Below are 14,115 nucleotides of genomic sequence, written 5' to 3'. Positions count from 1 at the left end.
ATTGGGTCATGTTATGCGGCATACCGCCCGTAATGATTGCACCAATGACCGATCGTTCCCGGTCCAGGAAAACGCCAACGATGACTGTACAAACTGCATCCCATAACGCCGAGCGCGATGCACGTGCGATCAACGCGCGCCACGCGCATGGCGATGGCCATGTCGACCCGAACGAAATAGCGATCGGCGTGGTCATTGGCCGCACGTCCGAGTTCTTCGACTTTTTCGTTTACGCGATCGCATCGGTGCTGGTGTTCCCGGCGCTGATCTTTCCGTTCGTGGATCGGTTGACGGGCACGCTTTACTCGTTCGGCATCTTCGCGCTGGCGTTCATTGCCCGCCCGATCGGTTCGCTGATCTTCCTCTCGGTCGATCAGGTGCTCGGACGTGGAACGAAGCTGACAATCGCCTTGTTCCTGCTCGGCGGGTCGACCGCGGCGGTCGCGTTCCTGCCGGGTTACGAGACGATCGGCGCCTGGGCGATCGTGCTGCTCGCGCTGTTCCGAATCGGCCAGGGGATCGCGCTCGGCGGGGCATGGGATGGCCTTGCATCGCTGCTCGCGCTCAACGCACCCGAGAATAAGCGCGGCTGGTATGCGATGATCCCGCAGCTAGGCGCGCCGCTCGGTCTCATCGTGGCAAGCGCTTTGTTCGCGTTCTTCCTGAGCACCTTGTCGCCGGCGGACTTCCTCGATTGGGGCTGGCGCTATCCGTTCTTCGTGGCGTTCGCGATCAACGTGGTGGCACTGTTCGCCCGGCTTCGCATGGTTTCGACGCCGCATTACGCCGCGATGTTCGAAAGCCGTGAGCTGGAGCCGTCGCACGTCTTGGAGACGATCAAGAGCGACTGGCGCAACATCATCATCGGCGCGTTCGCGCCGCTTGCCAGCTTTGCACTGTTCCACATGGTCACGGTGTTCCCGCTGTCGTGGGTCCACCTCTTTACCGACCAGAGCCCTGAGCGTTTCCTGTCGATCGAGATTTTCGGCGGTATCGTCGGCGTGATCGGCGTGATCGCGTCGGGCCTGATCGCGGATCGGGTCGGTCGTCGCTACCTGTTGGGCGTCACGGCTGCCGGAATCGCGGCATTCAGCGGCTTCGCGCCGCAGTTGCTCAGCGCTGGATACACCGGCGAGTTGACGTTCGTGCTCGTCGGCTTCGCGCTGCTTGGTGTGGCGTTCGGTCAGTCGTCGGGTGCGGTCGCCGCAAACTTCGGCAGCACGCGCCGCTACACGGGTGCTGCGCTCACGTCGGATCTGGCATGGCTGGTCGGCGCCGGGTTCGCACCGCTGGTCGGCCTGCTCCTCGCGAGCAACTTCGGCTTGATCGCCGCCGGTGGGTATCTGCTGTCGGGCGCGCTTGCCACGCTGATCGCGCTGGGCGTCAACAAGGAACTGGGTCGACGGATCTCGTAACCATCCGAAGAAACGCCCCCCGGCATCCGTGCCGGGGGGCGTTTTTGATTCCTGAGGGTAGGGGGTTGTGGCGGAAGGGACGTAAAGCCGTGTCAGCCGACCAATTCCTCCAGTAGCGCCTGAACCCTGGCGGTTCGAGCCGCATCGTCGGTAGGTTCTGCGAGCAGATACCGACCGTTCTTCTCGGTGAGCCCGGCGTCTGCGACGTCCGCGTCGAAATCGCGGCGTGGTGTCAGCGCGATCGCCGCAGCGCCCGCATCGATCCGCTCCACCCGTGCCGACCGCGCGAGCAATCGAACCCGGGCACGCATGAGCAGCGCGGCAGCATCGTCCGGCAGGGCGCCGAAGCGATCGACCAGTTCGTCCTCGAACGCATCGAGCGCTGCATCGTCCGTCACGCGACTGAGCCGGATGTACAGCGACAGCCGCACGTCCTCTTCCGGTATCCAGTCGGCGGGGAGACCGCCGCCCGCGCCCAGATTCAGTTCGGGAGTCCAGCGTTCGACGTCCTCGCCACGCGCCTGCCGCAATGCACCACCAAGCAGATGCTGGTACAGATCGATCCCGATCAGCTTGGTGTGCCCCGCCTGAGTTTCCCCAAGCAGGTCGCCGGCACCGCGCATATCGAGATCCTGCGCGCTGATATCGAACCCGGCGCCCAGCCGGTCGAACGTCGCGAGCGTCCGCAACCGCTTGATCGTGCGGTCCGCGATGGCATCCTCCGAGTCCGTCAGCAGAATGACCTGGCCGCGCCGGTTTCCACGGCCTACGCGCCCGCGCAGCTGGTGCATCTGCGCCAACCCGAACCGATCCGCGCGCCAGACGATCATCGTGTTTGCACGCGGCACGTCGAGCCCCGCCTCGATGATATTGGTCGCAAGTAAGACGTCGCCTTTGCCGTCCGAAAAAGCGACCATGACGTCGTCGATCTCCGAAGCCGGCATCTTTCCGTGCGCTTCGACGATCGTCAGGTCCGGAACGGCTCGGCGCAGCTTCGCTCCCACGCCAGCCATGTCCTCGATCCGCGGCACGACCACGAAGCTTTGCCCACCGCGCCCTTTTTCGCGCAGCAGGGCCGTCCGGACCCGCGCTTCGTCATATTGGTCCAGGCTGGTCCGGGTCGGTTGGCGACGCGCGGGCGGGGTGGCGATGATCGATATCTGCTGCAACCCGACCAACGCCATCTGCAGCGTTCGAGGGATCGGCGTCGCGCTGAGCGTCAGCAGGTGCACGTTCCCCGATCCGCGCAGCCGCGCCTTGTCCGCAGCACCGAAGCGCTGTTCCTCGTCGATGATGACCAGACCGAGGTTGGCATAGCGAACCCCCTTGGCCATCACCGCGCCAGTCCCGATCACGATCCGGATCGATCCGTCGGCAAGGCCTGCCTTTGTCGCCTTCTTGTCCGCTGCGCTCGACAGCCGTGACAACCCGGCAACCTTGATCCCGGCGGCTTCGAACCTTCGTCGGAAGCTGTCGAGATGCTGGCGGACAAGCACGGTCGTCGGCGCGGCGATGACGACCTGATAGCCGGCGAGTGCCGCAATCCCCGCCGCCCGCATCGCAACTTCGGTCTTGCCGTACCCGACGTCGCCCACGACGAGACGATCCATCGGTCGCCCGCGCGCAAGATCATCGCGGACTGCGTGGATCGCGCGCGCCTGATCGGCGGTTTCGTTGAACGCAAATCCGTTGGCGAAGCGCTCATATGCCGCCGGGTCGGGGGCGAGCACTGGCGCCTCGAGCGTCTCGCGTGCCTTCGCCAGTTCGGTCAGGCCACGCGCGCTTTCCGCGATCGCGGCGTCGATGTCGCCGCGGCGTTTCTGCCACGATGAGCCGTCGAGTTTGTCGAGCGTGACTGCGTCGGCATCCGCACCATACCTCCAGATGCGATCGGCGTCGTCGATCTCGACCAATCGCCGCGCCCCCCCGGCGTATTCGAGGGCGATCATTTCGCCCGAAGTGGTTTCAGCGCCCGGTGCCGGCTGGAGGCCGAGCACGCAACCGATGCCATGATCTTCGTGCACCACGACATCGCCGACGCGCACTTCGGTGGTCCCGGCGAGCGGGTTGGCAATGTCGGGCTGGACGTTACCGAGCAGTGCGCGACTGCCAAGCAGATCCGATGCGGCGATCACAAGCATCTTGTCGTCGACGAACCCAGCATCGACGGGCATTTCAACAATGGCGGCCTGGCCTGCGGGAAGATCGCGGAGGGCCTCCCAATCCGGCACCGTGGAGAAGGTTACGTCGAGCCTTTTCGCAACTCGACCGCGGAGGAAACGCAGGTCACGGCGGCTTCCGGCCAATACCAGCGCATGGTCGGCAAGCAACGGCTTCGCAAACCGGACCAGCTTTGCAAGTGGCGCCTTGACCTCGGCAAAGCGCGGAACTTCGGCTGCCGCACCACCCAGATCGGTCGTCTCCCAACCCTGCAGCGCGCGCTGCCATTGCTTGTCTTCGATCGCATCGATCTTGCCGGTCCCACGATTGGCGACGTCGCTCGCCAATTGAAGAAAGCGCAGGCGACGCTGATCGGCTTTGGCTGAGAACGCGACCTTACCGGGGACGAGGTGATCGAGAATGGCCACCGGGTCCGTCATCGCAGGTTCCGACGCACGGCCGATTTCCAGCGTGTCGAGCGTATCCAGGGTGCGCTGCGACGCTGGATCGAAACAGCGGACCGCGGAGATGCGACCCTCTACTACGTCGATGCGAGCGGGACGGGTCGCATCGGCGGGGAAAATGTCGACTACCTCTCCACGCACCGCAACCTCGCCCGGTTCGTCGACGCGGTCGTCCGCGACATAGCCGAGTTCCTCGACCATCGGTGCGAAGGCTTCCAGATCGATTGCGTCGCCAGTCCGCAACGCGGGCGGCGCGCGATCGAAGGATGCGGGGGAAGGGTATCGTCGAGCGGCGGCCTCCCCACTGAGGATCAGCGCTATTCGGTCACGATCGGCCTTTGCCTGAGCGAGACGCAGCGCGTGCAGCGTCGCCACCCGCCGCCCGGCGTTCGCCGGAGACGCAGGCGCAATATCGCCGGGTAACGTATCGCTGGACGGCAAGAAGAAGACCCGTGATCGCGCCGTGATCGCCTCCAGCGCACAGGTGATTGCCTCGGCTTGCTGGTCGTCGTCAGCGAGGAAGATAAGGTCGTCCGTCCGCAGCGCTTCGGCGATGCGGGTTGCGATATGCGCGATATTCATGCCGCGCGGCACCAGTAGGGGCTTTGGCGAGCATAGGGTCCAGCAGGCGGGAGCATTCCAGAGCGGTCGATCATCGTAGCGGCAAGCGCGATCGGTTCGGCGATGTGTTCCAGCTGCGTATCCTTCGCAATTCTAACCCTTGAAGGCAGAACGCGCCGTCGCTTTATCGTTTCATGGTTCCGGGGGAATTATCGGCCTGATCCAGAGCAACTACTGGCGGGCGGAGAATTGGGCGATCAGCCAGCTACGGACGAGGCTGATCGTCGGATCGGCAAGGTCGTCGGGGCGTAGTTTGAGGTAATAGCCGAAGCCGTCGTCAATTGCCGCATCATAGGGAACGACCAGTTGGCCCCCAGCAATTTCGGGGGCGAACATTGCCAGATCGGCGAGTGCGACACCCCCCGATTGCATCGCGTAATGCACTGCGAGCGACAGCGTATCAAATGCGTGGCCACGGTTCGTGTCGATCGCGACACCGGTCGTTCGCGCAAACGTGCTCCACAGGAGTCCGCGTTCCTCGCCTTCCAGCGTAACGTGAAGCAAGTCATTGTCGGACAGGAAATCTTCGATCGACTTGCCAGCGTGGCGTTCTGCCAGTGTGGGAGAACAGACCGGAGAAACGCGGACCATCCACAACAGATCGGTAATGCGATCATCGATGTTGGGCCGGTCGAACACAATCGCCATGTCAGTCTCGGTATTCGGCAATCCCGTTACTGGCGCGCTGGACACATCGATCCGGACATTCGGATGGGTTTGGTGGAACGTGCGGAGCATTGGCATGACGACTTGCTGCAACAGCGACGGCGGGATGTGGATACGGATCGGTCGGCCATTCAGCGGATCCTGGCTGACCGCTGTCATCGTCTGCTCCAGCAGATCGAACGCGCGGCGGACTTCCGGCAGCAGTGCCGCGCCGGCCGCGGTCAGGACGAGGCGCTGACCAGAACGATCGAACAGTTTCTGTCCGAGCGCTTCCTCGAGGCTGATGACGTGCCGGCTGACCGCGCTTTGAGAAACCTCGAGCGCTTGTGCGCCCGCGGTGAAACTCATGCGTTGGCCCACCGCATCGAAGGCGCGCAAAGCGTTGAGCGGGAGCCAGCGACGGCTGATGATCTTCGACGAAGCGATCGCCTGTACTCCGGAAGCGTGCGGGCCATGAGTGCCCCGCTCGCTTCAATCCGCTTTTCTTGCCAAACGCAATCCGCTCCGCCGACCGGCAACGCCTTCGTCGCTTGCTTACTCCGGGATCGTCCCCTCATCGGCGATGCCGGCTTCGAACGAAGCGCTCGAATTCTTGCCGTCTGCCTGATGCGCGCGCTTGCCGCGGTTGGGTTTGGCAATGTCCGGCGTGCTTCCACGCAGCGCGAGCAGCGCGGCGACGGTAGCGCCGACTGCGGCAATTCCACCGACGACGGCGGCTGCACCCCAGCGCTTTCCGGTAGGAACGGGGTGAGGCGCCGGGGTGGCGGGCTTGACGATAGGCTTGCCGGGATTGACCGGCCGTCCGGACGCGGCGCTGCGCGGTTTGGCGGGCTTGCGAGGCGCAGGCACCTTGCCTGCGGTCGCTGCCTTTTCGCTAGCGGGTTTTCCCAGTTTTGGTGGCTTAGGCGGCTTCGGCGAGGCGGTCGCTTCGGTTTCCGTGTCGGTATCGGTATCGGTCGGCTTTTTCGGTGGCATGGCCATCGTATCATCCTTGAATTGGTAGCGACCTCAACGCGTGACGCGGCGCCGGTTTCCGTGCCTTACCGGAATGGCGGCTCATTGAATGCACGCAATTTGCGCGAATGGAGTTTGTTGCCTTCCCGGCGCAGTTCCTCGCACGCTTCGATTCCGATCCGCATATGCTCGCTGATCGCGCGTTCGTAGAAGCGGTTGGCTTGGCCGGGGAGCTTGAGCTCGCCGTGTAGCGGCTTGTCCGATACGCAGAGCAAGGTCCCGTAGGGGACGCGGAAACGGTAGCCTTGTGCCGCAATCGTTGCCGATTCCATGTCGATTCCGACCGCTCGAGACAACGAAAAGCGCAGAGCGGAGCGGGAATACTGCAGTTCCCAATTGCGGTCGTCGGTCGTCACGATCGTGCCCGTGCGCAAGCGGCGCTTGAGCTCGTCGCCGGTCTGGCCCGAGACCGTTTCGGCAGCACGCGCGAGCGCGAGCTGGACCTCGGCGATCGCTGGAACCGGGATCTCGGGCGGGAGCACGTCGTCGAGGATGTGGTCGTCGCGCAGATACGCATGCGCCAACACATAGTCGCCGATCCGCTGGCTCGGGCGGAGCCCGCCGCAATGGCCGATCATTAGCCATGCCTCTGGGCGCAACACCGCGAGATGGTCGCAGATCGTCTTGGCGTTGGAGGGGCCGACGCCGATGTTGACCAGCGTGATCCCGGTGCCGTCCTCCGCCATCAGGTGATAGGCGGGCATCTGGTGCCGCCGCCATGCGCTTGTGTCGGCGAGCATCGCCTCGACATCGTCGCCTGCGCGCATCATCACGCCGCCTGCGCCCGAGACGCCGACGTAGCGGCTCGGCGTGCCGTCCGCCTGCGGTTCGAGTTGCGCGCACGCCCAGCGGACGAATTCGTCGACATAGCGGTGGTAGTTGGTGAACAGCACGTAGCGCTGGACATGCTCTGGCGGCGTGCCCGTGTAGTGCCGCAGCCGCGCGAGCGAGAAGTCCGTGCGCAGGCCGTCGAACAAAGCGAGCGGACGTGGCCCGCCGTTGAGAACGGCGTAACGGCCGTCCGCGATCTCGTCGCCGATGTGCGCGAGTTCGGTCGCGGGGAAGTGTCGCGACAGATCGACTGCCGAGACCGCATCGAGGCTGAGCGCGTGGCCCGGATCGATCACATAGGGGAACGGTATTTCCTGCCGCCCCGGAACCGCCTCGACCGTGACGTCGTAATCCTCGATCAGCAACGTAAGCTGTTCGGTCAGATAGTCGGCGAAGATCGCGGGCTTGGTAACGCTGATCGCATAGGCGCCCTCGCTGACGAGGCGTCCGAACGAGCGCGCGGGAACGGGTCGATCCTCGCCGCCGCGATACTGCAGCCGGATTTCGGGATAAGCGAAACTGCCATCCTTCCGACTCTCGGGGGCGGGGGGCTGGCCGCTGGTGATATAGGTCGTGAGCGCGGCCTGGAGCCGCTCAACCGAAGCGCGATAGAGACGATCGAGTTCGGCGACGATGTCGGATGCTTGCGTCATGCACAGCGGCTAATGCGGTATCGTTACACGCGCAAGACCGGGCAGGGATTGGGGCACGCGCCGCGGTGGCGCGTGCCCGATCGCATTACTCCTTGAGCGCCGGAATGACGTCTTCGCCTTCGCGGAGCTTCTTGACGCCGTAAACCGTGCCGGCCACTGCGGCCGCCGCACCGGTTGCAATCGCCGCCGCCGCGACCGGATGTTCCTTTACGGCTTCGACGGTTGCGTTGAAGGCGTCGGTGACTGCCTCCTGCGCTTGCGTAAGAATCGAGGGGTCGACCACTTTCTTCACTTCGCTCGCAGCCTTGTTGCCAAGGTCCTGCGCGGTGTCGGTGGCCTGCTTGATCGTATCCGTCATGATGATCTCCCTTCGCATAACGACGTGTTACGGGAAGGAAACGAAGTGCGGCCACGGCTGGTTCCGTCGCCGCACTCGTTTCGTCGTACGTTAGATTTCGCTCAACAGATGTTCTGCCGACGAAACCTTGAATTCGCCGGGGGCCTCGACGTTGAGCTGCTCGACGACGCCGTCATTGACGAGCATCGAATAGCGCTGGCTACGCTCACCCATGCCGAACTTCGATCCGTCGAAGGTCAGGCCGACCGCCTTGGCGAACTCTGCATTGCCGTCCGCCAGCATCGTGATGTCGCCCGCGTCGCTAGCCTTGCCCCATGCGCCCATCACGAACGCGTCGTTGACCGAGGTGAAAGCGATCTCGTCGATGCCCTTGGCCTTCAAGTCGGCCGCCTTGTCGACGAAGCCGGGGAGGTGGCGCGCCGAGCAGGTCGGCGTGAAAGCACCAGGGACCGCGACGAGCGCGACCTTGCGGCCCTTGAAGAAATCGTCCGAGCTGACCTGATCCGGGCCATCGGGCGTGACCTTGGTGAGCATGGTGGTAGGGACGCGGTCGCCGACGTTGATCGTCATGGGGAATCTCCTGATGCCGCCGCTCCGACACGGGATTGGGGAGCAGCGTAGCGCTACGTCGGCCAGCCACGGCCAAATTTCAAGCGTGGCGAGGCTTGGTTCGCGCGCCTATGATGCGGGATGATGGAGTCGACGACATATCTTACCGGCCAGTTCCTACTGGCGATGCCCGGGATCGGCGATCCCCGCTTCGACCGTGCGATCATCGCGATGTGCGCGCACGACGCGGAAGGCGCGCTTGGGATCGGCATCGGCGACACGATTCCGGGCGTCGGTCTGCATGCGGTGCTCGGCCAGCTTGATATCGATCCCGGCGTGGCACCGGATGCACCGGTCCATATCGGCGGTCCAGTCGAGCCGCAGCGCGGGTTCGTGGTGCACAGCCAGGATTGGGGCGGGCAGGATACGGTGAGTGTCGCGAACCGCTGGGCGTTGTCCGGCACGACCGACGTGCTCCGCGCGATCGCCACGGGGACCGGGCCGTCACGCTGGATCGTCGCGCTCGGCTACGCTGGATGGGGGCCGGGGCAAGTGGATTCGGAGATGACGCGGCACGGCTGGTTCAGCACGCCTGCCGATCTCGAGCTTCTCTATGACACAGACGCCGATCTTCGTTGGGAGAGTGCATTCAGCGCCGCGGGAATCGATTCGCGATTGCTGGTGAGTGGTGCCGGGAATGCATGACGGGTCGCGACCGATTACGAATGGACGCTTGCCGGATGCCACGGATGTCCGCTGACGGACCGTCATATAAAGACATCTTTATATTTGATCCGGGCAGCATTCGCGACTAAAGGCGCGGCATCAACTTTTCCGGAGAAGCCCCGTGGCCACCGTTCTCGACAAGCCGACCGACTATGTCGTCGCAGACATTACCCTCGCCGATTTTGGTCGCGCGGAGATCAACATTGCCGAGACCGAGATGCCCGGCCTGATGGCGCTGCGCGAGGAATTCGGCACGGCCAAGCCGCTCAAGGGCGCGCGCATCACCGGTTCGCTCCACATGACGATTCAGACCGCCGTTCTCATCGAGACGCTGACCGCGCTCGGCGCCGACGTCCGCTGGGCGACGTGCAACATCTATTCGACGCAGGACCATGCCGCTGCCGCGATCGCCGCGTCGGGCGTGCCGGTGTTCGCGATCAAGGGCGAGAGCCTTGCGGACTATTGGGACTATGTCGGCAACATCTTCGACTGGGACAATGGCGATGGCCAGACCTGCAACATGATCCTCGACGATGGCGGCGATGCGACGATGTTCGCGCTCTGGGGCGCCAAGCTCGAAGCCGGCCATTCGTTCGGCGAGCCCGAGAATGAGGAAGAAGTCGAGATGCAGCGCGCCGTGAAGGCGTTCATCGCGAAGAAGCCCGGCTACCTCACCGAGACCGTCAAGAACATCAAGGGCGTGTCGGAAGAGACCACGACCGGCGTTCACCGCCTGTACGCGATCGCCAAGAAGGGCGAGCTGCCGTTCCCCGCGATCAACGTCAACGACAGCGTGACCAAGTCGAAGTTCGACAACCTCTACGGCTGCAAGGAGTCGCTGGTCGACGCGATCCGTCGCGGCACCGACGTGATGCTCGCGGGCAAGGTTGCCACGGTTGCCGGCTTCGGTGACGTTGGCAAGGGTTCGGCGCAGTCGCTCCGCAACGGCGGCGCCCGCGTGCTCGTGACCGAAGTCGATCCGATCTGCGCGCTGCAGGCGGCGATGGAGGGCTTCGAGGTCGTGACGATGGAAGAGGCGGTAACCCGCGCAGACATCTTCGTGACCGCGACCGGCAATGCCGACGTGATAACCGCCGACCACATGCGCGCGATGAAGAACATGGCGATCGTCTGCAACATCGGCCACTTCGACTCCGAGATCCAGATCTCGGCGCTGTCGAACTACAAGTGGACCGAAGTGAAGCCGCAGGTCGATCTCGTCGAGTTCGACGACGGCAAGCAGATCATCATCCTGTCCAAGGGCCGCCTGGTGAACCTCGGCAACGCGACCGGCCACCCGTCCTTCGTGATGTCGGCAAGCTTCACCAACCAAACGCTGGCGCAGATCGAACTGTTCACCAACCCCGAGCAGTATAAGAACGACGTCTACGTCCTGCCGAAGCACCTCGACGAGAAGGTCGCAGCGCTGCACCTCGAAAAGCTCGGCGTGAAGATGACCCAGCTGACCAAGAAGCAGGCCGACTACATCGGCGTGCCGGTCGAGGGTCCGTTCAAGCCGGATCACTACCGCTACTGATTTCACTGCGACAAACGGTGTGCAGGAAAGGCGGCGAGCATTGGCTCGCCGCCTTTTTTGTTGATCTCTGCGATGGATCGGTCGCACGCTCTGTCAACGTGGTGGTACCAGTGGTAGCGCTGCGGGGAGCGGGGGTACGGACGATGCGCCGTCGCAAAGGGTTGGAATGATCGGTCTGGTGCAGAGCTCGCTGCTGCTGAGCGGGGTAGGGTTGGCGGTTCTGCTGACGGGCGCTTCGGTGATCCTGTACGGCGGCCTGCGCGCGCGGCGTGAGGCTTCCGCGACGTTTGCCGAGAATGCGCGCCTGTCCGCAACGCTCGCATCTGCACCGGCCTTGGCGATGATCGTCCGGGCGGATGGCCGAGTCGATTGTTCCGAACGTCTCGCCGACTGGTTCGGGCTGACCACGCCGCCGCGCTATCTCAACGACCTGGCGGTCCCCGACGCAGGGTTGTCGCCCGAGGACTTCACCGTGCTGGCCGCGGAAGTCACCGCCGCCCAGAAATCGGGCCGGGCGTTCTCGCTTGCGGTGCGGGCGATGGGATCGTCGCGGGCGCTGATGATCCGCGGCAGCCGCGCGGCGCGCGACGTACGCGTTCCGGGCGGAGTGATCGTGTGGGTGTTCGACGCGACCGACAGCGAAGCCGAGATCGCGCAACTGCGCGCGGCGGTCGACGAAGCGACGACGCACTATGATGAATTGAGCGGCATCATCCAGGCGGCGCCAATGCCGATGTGGTACCGCGGTGCGGATCTTCGGTTGGCAATGGTCAACTCGCATTATGTCGATGCGGTCGAAGGGGCTTCCCCGCAGGACGTCGTCGAGCGCGGGCTGGAACTGGTCGAGGGGTCCGGCGTCGGTGGCCCGCTGGCGAGCGCGGTGATGGCGCGCGACGCGAAGGCGATCCAGACACAGACGCTGCCCGCGACGATCCGCGGCGAAAGGCGGATGCTGCGCGTATACGACGCGCCGCTGTCGGCGGGCGGAGTCGCAGGGTTCGCGATCGATATCGAGGATCTCGAGCAGGCGCGCGCGCAGCTCAAGCGGTTCGACGATGCGCAACGCGCGATGCTCGATCGCGTCTCGGCGGCAGTCGTGCAGTTTGGCCCCGACCGCGCGCTGGTCTTCTGCAACCAGCCGTTTCGGCGGATCTTCGCGATGAAGCCCGAATGGCTCGCCGATCGTCCCGAGTTCGACCGTGTGCTGGAACGGATGCGCGAGGCGTCACGCTTGCCCGAGGTGCGCGACTTTCCGGGATGGAAGAACGAGCGGCGCGAATGGTTTCTCGCAGCGGACGGCGCGATCGAGGAGGAATGGCATCTGCCGGGCGGGGTCCATCTCCGCGTGGTTGCACAGCCTTTGCCCGATGGCGGATTGCTGTTGATCTTTGAGGATCGGACCGAACAGGTCCAGCTCGCCAGCGCGCGCGATACGCTGCTGCGGGTCCGCACCGCGACGTTCGACAATCTGTACGAAGCGCTGGGGGTGTTCGCCGCGGATGGGCGGCTGCAACTGTGGAACAACAAGTTCCGGACGCTGTGGGGCTTCGAGGAGGCGTTCCTTGCGACGCACCCGCGTGTCGACGTGCTTGCGGAGGCTGCGGCGAAGCAGCTCGCCAACCCCGCGCGCGCCAGTTTGATCGGCGATCTCGTGCGGGCGGCGACGGTGGAGCGTCAGCAACGGGCCGGACGCGTCGCCTTCGCCGACGGTCGCCATTATGAATTCGCCGCGGTGCCGCTGCCGGACGGCAATGGGCTGTTCACGATGCTCGACATCTCCGACAGTCGCCGGATCGAACGCGCGCTGCGCGACCGCAACGAGGCGCTGGAGGCTGCCGATCGCGTCAAGACCGCGTTCGTCGCGACGATGAGCTATGAGCTTCGGACGCCGCTCACTTCAATCAGCGGGTTCGCGGAAATGCTCAACGAAGGTTATGCGGGCGCGCTGAGCAAGGCCGCGGAAGGCTATGTCGAGGCGATTCTCGAATCGGTCGATCGGCTGGGAATGCTCGTCGACGAAGTGCTTGATCTGACCCAGGCGGAAGGCGGTACGGTTACGCTCGACAAGCGCGACGTCGATCTGGTTGTGACGGCGCAGGCGGCGGCGGCGTCCGTTTCGCCGCTGGCGGCAAAGCGCAAACTCGATTTCGTGGCGGACCTGCAGCCGTCGACCGGGCACGTCCTGGGCGATGCTCGCCGGCTCCAGCAGATGATCGAGCATTTGTTGCGTCACGCGATCGCAGGGACGCGCGAGGGCGGGCGGATCGTGCTGCGAGTCGACGGCACGGCGGCGGCGGTCCGCCTGATCGTCTCGGACGACGGGATCGGAATGACCCGGCAAATGGTCGAACGCGCGTTCGATCGGTTCGGCCAGCCTGGGATCACCCGCAACGGCGAGCGGGCGCTCGGGCTGGGGCTGCCGCTTGCACGGCAATTCGTCGAGGCGCATGGCGGGGAAATCGAGCTGATGTCCGAACCTGGTCGAGGGACGGTCATCACGGTGCGCCTGCCACGACGCTGACTTGCGGCGGCAGATCTATGCGCATAGGTTCTGCGCATATCGGGAGGAAGCGATGGGACGTGTTCGGGAGGATCGGACCGCATTTCGTCGGCCGACCAATGTGACGCTGGACGAGCAGCTCGTCGCGTCGGCGAAGGAACTCGGCATCAACGTATCGCGCGCTTGCGAACAGGGCTTGAGCGACGCGGTCAGTGCCGAGCGGAAGCGCCGGTGGCAGGAGGACAATCGCGCGGCGCTGGAGGCATCCAACGCCTACGTTGCCGAACACGGGTTGCCGCTTGCCAAATATCGTCCGTTTTGATGGCGCGGTTCGATGTGTATCGCGGCGCGCCGGGGCAGGGCTATCTGCTCGATTGCCAGACGGACTCTCTCTCCGGCCTCAATACCCGGCTGACGGTGCCGCTGTTCCTGCGGGACAGTTTCCCGCACTACGCGGCACGTCTCAATCCGGTGTTCCAGGTCGAGGGGAATGCCGTCGTCATGCTCACGCAATATGCATCGGCGATCGAGACGCGCCATCTTGGCGAGCACGTCACGTCGCTTGCGGATCAACAGGATGCGATCATGAACGCGCTCGACATGCTGCTGACGGGATATTGA

At 64.5% G+C, this 14,115-nt stretch carries 12 protein-coding genes; 6 read left to right on the top strand and 6 right to left on the bottom strand.

From position 1 onward, the window contains the following. Window positions 1-80: 80 nt before the first annotated feature. On the top strand, window positions 81-1,415 hold the full coding sequence (locus ABIC16_RS13725; protein ID WP_277968500.1) for an MFS transporter: 1,335 nt from the start codon (window positions 81-83) through the stop codon (window positions 1,413-1,415). 92 nt (window positions 1,416-1,507) lie between these two features. Here ABIC16_RS13725 and ABIC16_RS13720 read toward each other — a convergent pair whose 3' ends face one another. The 6 genes from ABIC16_RS13720 to ABIC16_RS13695 form a co-directional block, all read right to left on the bottom strand. Beyond that, the gene (locus ABIC16_RS13720; protein WP_354291523.1) at window positions 1,508-4,621 is read right to left on the bottom strand and encodes a helicase-related protein; all 3,114 of its coding nucleotides are present in this window, start codon (window positions 4,619-4,621) and stop codon (window positions 1,508-1,510) included. A gap of 210 nt (window positions 4,622-4,831) precedes the next feature. Then, entirely contained in the window at window positions 4,832-5,704 is an 873-nt protein-coding gene (locus tag ABIC16_RS13715) for a LysR substrate-binding domain-containing protein (protein ID WP_354291522.1), read from the bottom strand. Between the two features lie 156 nt (window positions 5,705-5,860). Then, complete coding sequence (locus tag ABIC16_RS13710) at window positions 5,861-6,307, bottom strand: hypothetical protein (RefSeq protein WP_354291521.1); 447 nt, start codon at window positions 6,305-6,307, stop codon at window positions 5,861-5,863. Between the two features lie 59 nt (window positions 6,308-6,366). Then, window positions 6,367-7,824: an AMP nucleosidase gene (locus ABIC16_RS13705; RefSeq protein WP_354291520.1), complete on the bottom strand. Its 1,458-nt coding sequence runs from the start codon at window positions 7,822-7,824 to the stop codon at window positions 6,367-6,369. Window positions 7,825-7,909: 85 nt separating this feature from the next. Then, window positions 7,910-8,182: a hypothetical protein gene (locus ABIC16_RS13700; protein ID WP_354291519.1), complete on the bottom strand. Its 273-nt coding sequence runs from the start codon at window positions 8,180-8,182 to the stop codon at window positions 7,910-7,912. Window positions 8,183-8,272: 90 nt separating this feature from the next. Then, complete coding sequence (locus ABIC16_RS13695; RefSeq protein WP_354291518.1) at window positions 8,273-8,752, bottom strand: peroxiredoxin; 480 nt, start codon at window positions 8,750-8,752, stop codon at window positions 8,273-8,275. A gap of 123 nt (window positions 8,753-8,875) precedes the next feature. Here ABIC16_RS13695 and ABIC16_RS13690 point away from each other — a divergent pair, with 123 nt between their 5' ends. The 5 genes from ABIC16_RS13690 (at window position 8,876) to ABIC16_RS13670 (ending at window position 14,115) form a co-directional block, all read left to right on the top strand. Further along, window positions 8,876-9,436 carry a YqgE/AlgH family protein gene (locus ABIC16_RS13690; protein ID WP_354292331.1) on the top strand — a complete coding sequence of 187 codons (561 nt, stop codon included), beginning with the start codon at window positions 8,876-8,878 and terminating at the stop codon, window positions 9,434-9,436. 142 nt (window positions 9,437-9,578) lie between these two features. Beyond that, window positions 9,579-10,994, top strand: a complete 1,416-nt coding sequence (ahcY, locus tag ABIC16_RS13685; protein WP_354291517.1) for an adenosylhomocysteinase — start codon at window positions 9,579-9,581, stop codon at window positions 10,992-10,994. Window positions 10,995-11,160: 166 nt separating this feature from the next. After that, window positions 11,161-13,515, top strand: a complete 2,355-nt coding sequence (locus ABIC16_RS13680; RefSeq protein ID WP_354291516.1) for a sensor histidine kinase — start codon at window positions 11,161-11,163, stop codon at window positions 13,513-13,515. A 52-nt stretch (window positions 13,516-13,567) separates the two neighbouring features. Next, a complete protein-coding gene (locus ABIC16_RS13675) occupies window positions 13,568-13,816 on the top strand; it encodes a type II toxin-antitoxin system CcdA family antitoxin (protein WP_277968490.1) in 249 nt (82 codons plus the stop codon). Continuing rightward, the gene (locus ABIC16_RS13670; protein WP_354291515.1) at window positions 13,816-14,115 is read left to right on the top strand and encodes a CcdB family protein; all 300 of its coding nucleotides are present in this window, start codon (window positions 13,816-13,818) and stop codon (window positions 14,113-14,115) included. Before ABIC16_RS13675 ends, ABIC16_RS13670 begins: the two co-directional genes overlap by 1 nt.

Origin of the sequence: Sphingomonas sp. PvP055 (assembly GCF_040546365.1) — a bacterium.
GTDB lineage: Bacteria > Pseudomonadota > Alphaproteobacteria > Sphingomonadales > Sphingomonadaceae > Sphingomonas > Sphingomonas echinoides_A.
Note: the sequence above shows the minus strand (reverse complement) of the source record. Positions and strands in the feature narration are given on the sequence as shown.

What these genes read in the sequence shown, in the direction of transcription:
- ABIC16_RS13725 (WP_277968500.1), top strand. Translation starts at nt 81, where the DNA reads ATGACTGTACAAACTGCATCCCATAACGCCGAGCGCGATGCACGTGCG.
- ABIC16_RS13720 (WP_354291523.1), bottom strand. Translation starts at nt 4,621, where the DNA reads ATGAATATCGCGCATATCGCAACCCGCATCGCCGAAGCGCTGCGGACG.
- ABIC16_RS13710 (WP_354291521.1), bottom strand. Translation starts at nt 6,307, where the DNA reads ATGGCCATGCCACCGAAAAAGCCGACCGATACCGATACCGACACGGAA.
- ABIC16_RS13705 (WP_354291520.1), bottom strand. Translation starts at nt 7,824, where the DNA reads ATGACGCAAGCATCCGACATCGTCGCCGAACTCGATCGTCTCTATCGC.
- ABIC16_RS13700 (WP_354291519.1), bottom strand. Translation starts at nt 8,182, where the DNA reads ATGACGGATACGATCAAGCAGGCCACCGACACCGCGCAGGACCTTGGC.
- ABIC16_RS13695 (WP_354291518.1), bottom strand. Translation starts at nt 8,752, where the DNA reads ATGACGATCAACGTCGGCGACCGCGTCCCTACCACCATGCTCACCAAG.
- ABIC16_RS13690 (WP_354292331.1), top strand. Translation starts at nt 8,876, where the DNA reads ATGGAGTCGACGACATATCTTACCGGCCAGTTCCTACTGGCGATGCCC.
- ABIC16_RS13680 (WP_354291516.1), top strand. Translation starts at nt 11,161, where the DNA reads ATGATCGGTCTGGTGCAGAGCTCGCTGCTGCTGAGCGGGGTAGGGTTG.
- ABIC16_RS13675 (WP_277968490.1), top strand. Translation starts at nt 13,568, where the DNA reads ATGGGACGTGTTCGGGAGGATCGGACCGCATTTCGTCGGCCGACCAAT.
- ABIC16_RS13670 (WP_354291515.1), top strand. Translation starts at nt 13,816, where the DNA reads ATGGCGCGGTTCGATGTGTATCGCGGCGCGCCGGGGCAGGGCTATCTG.